The organism is Streptococcus sp. GMD1S (genome assembly GCF_000296875.1).
Classification (GTDB): domain Bacteria; phylum Bacillota; class Bacilli; order Lactobacillales; family Streptococcaceae; genus Streptococcus.
The window spans coordinates 1-4,117 of the sequence record NZ_AJQY01000071.1 but is presented as its reverse complement, the minus strand read 5'-3'; the positions used below and the strand labels follow the sequence as shown (position 1 = coordinate 4,117).

The following is a 4,117-nucleotide window of genomic DNA, read 5'->3' as shown; positions in this document are numbered from 1 at the left end:
ACGGTTCATGGACAGCTGCCAAGAACTTCTGGCTTAACAACGGTTGGTATTAAGAACTAGCTAACAGAAAAATATGTAAAAGTCGAGGAAATCCCTCGACTTTTTTATATTTCCTTTGGTTGATGATAGGTCTCTACTTCTTTTTTGAGATGAGATAGCATGGAGGTTTCATCGGTTAGTTCCAGAAGGGAGAAACCTTTTTGGATAAGTTTAGAATCATCCGTACAAATCCCAATACGGACATAGCAGATAGCAAGCCTATCGTAGCTTTTCTTGTTCTTGGCATCTTCTAGTAAAGTATAGCATATTTGTTTACACATATTTCTATCTTGATTGTATAAGTAAATGGTGGAGAGGTTGAGTAGGATTGCCATTCGCAAGTCATATAAATGTTGATAGTTTTTATAGACTTCTAAGCGTTGCAAGATTTTTCCAGTGATGAGATGGATATGTTCTATAGGAAAGGTAAAGAGAATGGTATTGAGAATTTTTAAGTCATTCTCGTACCAAGTGTCCTGCTTTTCTATCTTCTTCCATAGCTTCTTTACAGTATTGTTAACTTCGATTGACAGTTTTTTAGTCCCATTTTGGCGAATATAGATAACAATTTCTAGCATATCTCGTATCTCTTTGATGGGGAGGTCGTGGTGAGTTTTGAGGTAGTCTTGACATTTTTGAAATAGTTTTTCGAGTTCATTAGTCCCTAGGATTGAGCTCATATTGAGATAGGTTTGCATAATTTCTGTGCGTTGACTTGGTTGATAAAGTTGACAGATATATTCAAACTCTTCAAAACTCATATTGACTTGTCGGAGAAGAAACTCCATATTCTCATATTTAGGAGTTGTTTTCCCGCTTTCGATTTTTGATAGGCTGGTTCTTGAAAGGACGCTACCACAGACATCTTCTTGGGTTAATCCTTTTGACTCACGTATTTCTTTATAAACATTTCCAAAATCGTAGCGCATGATCTCCTCCTTGTTCGTGAAAAAAGTTAACAGAAAATAGAAACTGATTAAAAATATTGTATCATAGTAGTATAAAAAGTAAAAAAGAAATCTAAAATAAATTTGTGAAAAAAGGGAATAAATTCTACGACTAAGATGATAAAGTACTAAGGAGGTACTTTTATGAAAAAAATCAGTAATTTCTGTATGTTACTCCTGCTTTTGTGTACCACTTTTTTTGTTTTTAATATAAACTACACACGAGAAGTGGTGCGGATTCGGGAAATGGGAAAGACTGTAGATTCTTTGGATTTGTATTTGAAAGATATTAATGAACCTGCAGCATCTGTTCTTCGATTTTTTGAGGATGTATCAAAGGAGTATAAAGTCTCCATCATCAAAACAGACAGTGGTGATGAGGTGGTCAAGTCTGGTGTTTTTGATAAAGATACCTTTCCCTACCAAGAGTTTGGGATTTCTTCTCTTGATTTTACCACAGATGGTGAGGGAGTTTACAGTAATAAAGAAATTTCCAATAAACTTGGTACGATTCCGACTTTTCTAAAAGCCAAGCCTATTCAGCTTATGACTTTTCAAACCTATATCAAGGATACATCTCGTAGTTTAAATGGTCGCTATACGATAACTTCTACACAAGAGATGGACAAGGATAGGATTGTACAGAAATGGAGCGATTTTTTCAAGATAGACCAGGCTACCTTGCTAGAGCCGACCTATAAAAGTGCAGTGGAAGTCATAAATCGAGATTTGCTTTTATCTGCCATTGTTTTTGTCTTGGCTATTTTACTTCTTGTGTTAGTGACAGTGTATCAACCGATGATGGATATGAAAAGAGTTGGGGTACAAAAATTACTGGGTTTTCAAGATCGGGCTGTTTTAGCTGATGTTGTGAAAGGCAACCTCTACCTCCTCCTAGGTGGGGCGCTTGTGATCAATCTAGGAGTATGTTTCTTGCTTGATTACAAGCCAAAAGATTTGTTCCCAATGTTATGGTTGTCGCATTTTTTGCTTTTGCAACTTTATCTCTTTATCAGTTGGTTGACTTACCTCTTAATTCAAAAAATGACAATCAGCTCTTTGCTGAAAGGTTTTTCATCTTTCAAATTTAGTCTACTCTTTAATTATTTGATGAAAATTGGAACTACTATTTTACTGACAGTCTTGCTAGTTGGGGTAGGAAAAAGTTTGGAGCAAGAAAACAAAGAGTTGGATTACCAGAAACAGTGGATCAGTCAAGGAAATTATCTGACCTTGGAAACTTTTCAACTCAATGATAATCTGTGGCAAGAGCAGTTGGCAGGCTCAGGGCAAGCAGTGGATTATTTCTATCGATTTTATCTGGATTTGGTAGAAAAAACGCAGGCGGGCTATGTGCAAAGTAGCAGTCTTCCTGTAAAAAATTTTGTCAAATCAGAACAGATTCAGCAATATCAGTTAACAGATACGGTGGATGTTTACTATGCTAATCGCAATTTTCTAAAGAGCAAGGAATTCAAGTTACCCGATACCGGCACTAAAAAAGTTATTTTGATGCCAGCAAGTACGAAAGGTGAAGAAGATAAAAATCAGCTCTTGGGGAAATTAATTGCCTATCTTTCTATGAAGTATGAAGAGCAGCAAAAACGAACGATAGAGGAGATGGATATCGAGATTGCTTACTATGAAGGTGATTGGTCATTCTTCCCTTATAACGAGAAGCGAAAGGAAAATCTCTACAATCCAATTATTAGCTTGGTCAATGATTCTGATATGATGTGGGATGAAAAAGCTTCCCTGTCAACAACAGGTTTAAATAATCCCATTAAAATCGAAAATACAGCTCAACATCAAAAAGAGGTGACAGCGTTAGTTGAGAAATTATCAGATGGGAATTATTTAAAATTTTCATCTATTCAAGCCATTCAACAAGAGAAAGTAGATTCTTATCGAGATGCTGTTCGGAATTTCAACATACTCTTTGCTTTGGTTGGTCTTCTTAGTATGATGATTTCCTACTTCTTACTAGTAACAACTTTCTTATTGAAGCGAACAGATATCATCACCAAGAAGTTCATGGGTTGGAAATTGATAGATCGGTATCGTTCTTTCTTGAGGATTCTATTGTTGGTATATAGCTTCCCTTTTGTAGTCCTGCTATTCTTTACACAGGCACTGTTCCCGCTCTTGCTTTTCGCAGGATTTACAGGCTTAGATATTCTGTTTGTACTTTTCTTGGGCTCTAAGATGGAAAAACGAAATGTAGTGCAGTTATTGAAAGGGGATCACTTATGATAAAGTTGGAAAATGTTACGAAAACCATTGGGAAAAAAGTTATTTTGGAGAACTTATCTCTAAAAATTAACCAAGGAGATTTAGTTGCCATTGTTGGAAAAAGTGGCAGTGGCAAGTCAACCTTGTTAAATCTCTTGGGTTTGATAGATGGCGATTACAGTGGACATTATGAAATTTTCGGTCAGCAAAATGTACCTGTCAATTCTGTTAAGTCGCAAGCGATTATCCGCGAACATATCTCTTATCTGTTTCAAAACTTTGCTCTGATTGATAATGAAACGGTAGAGTATAATCTCATGCTCGCTCTAAAGTATGTAAAATTATCCAAGAAGGACAAAGGCAAAAAGATAGAAGAAATTTTAGAGAGAGTGGGATTGTCATCAACCCTACATCAGAAGGTTTCAGAGTTATCTGGAGGGGAACAGCAACGAATCGCAGTTGCTAGAGCCATTTTAAAACCGAGTCAGCTCCTGTTAGCAGATGAACCAACCGGCTCTCTAGACCCTGAAAATCGAGATTTGGTTTTAAACTTTCTCTTAGATATGAACAAGGAAGGGAAAACGGTCATTATCGTTACCCACGATGCCTATGTAGCTCAACAATGCCATCGAGTTATTGAATTGTGAAAGAGAATGTGGCGAGTTCATTGATCTCTTCATCTTACCTGTAATTGGGTAATTGTATTTTTAAAAACTCAAATAGTATAAATAAGCTTATTATATGTAAAAATATATCATATAATAAGCTTTTTCTTGATTTTAATGAAATAAAATACAGTTTTTTCTTGACAAACGAAAATGAGAGGAGTATTATTTATACAACAATAAAGTATAAAAATAAAAGGAGGCTCTTCTATGAATAAAGTGAAGAAGGTGTTG

3 protein-coding genes are annotated in these 4,117 nt (G+C 35.8%); 2 read left to right on the top strand and 1 reads right to left on the bottom strand.

Annotated elements, in window-relative coordinates:
• Window positions 1-104 precede the first annotated feature (104 nt).
• Complete coding sequence (locus GMD1S_RS06785; protein ID WP_001268185.1) at window positions 105-968, bottom strand: helix-turn-helix domain-containing protein; 864 nt, start codon at window positions 966-968, stop codon at window positions 105-107.
• 162 nt (window positions 969-1,130) lie between these two features.
• Between GMD1S_RS06785 and GMD1S_RS06780 the strand changes: the two genes are divergently transcribed.
• Window positions 1,131-3,239 carry a bacteriocin-associated integral membrane family protein gene (locus GMD1S_RS06780; protein ID WP_000724248.1) on the top strand — a complete coding sequence of 703 codons (2,109 nt, stop codon included), beginning with the start codon at window positions 1,131-1,133 and terminating at the stop codon, window positions 3,237-3,239.
• Window positions 3,236-3,865 carry an ABC transporter ATP-binding protein gene (locus GMD1S_RS06775; RefSeq protein ID WP_000593110.1) on the top strand — a complete coding sequence of 210 codons (630 nt, stop codon included), beginning with the start codon at window positions 3,236-3,238 and terminating at the stop codon, window positions 3,863-3,865. The genes GMD1S_RS06780 and GMD1S_RS06775 overlap by 4 nt, the downstream gene beginning before the upstream one ends.
• Window positions 3,866-4,117: the final 252 nt, after the last annotated feature.

Coding starts and splice junctions, on each gene's coding strand:
- GMD1S_RS06785 (WP_001268185.1), bottom strand. CDS start 968: ATGCGCTACGATTTTGGAAATGTTTATAAAGAAATACGTGAGTCAAAA.
- GMD1S_RS06780 (WP_000724248.1), top strand. CDS start 1,131: ATGAAAAAAATCAGTAATTTCTGTATGTTACTCCTGCTTTTGTGTACC.
- GMD1S_RS06775 (WP_000593110.1), top strand. CDS start 3,236: ATGATAAAGTTGGAAAATGTTACGAAAACCATTGGGAAAAAAGTTATT.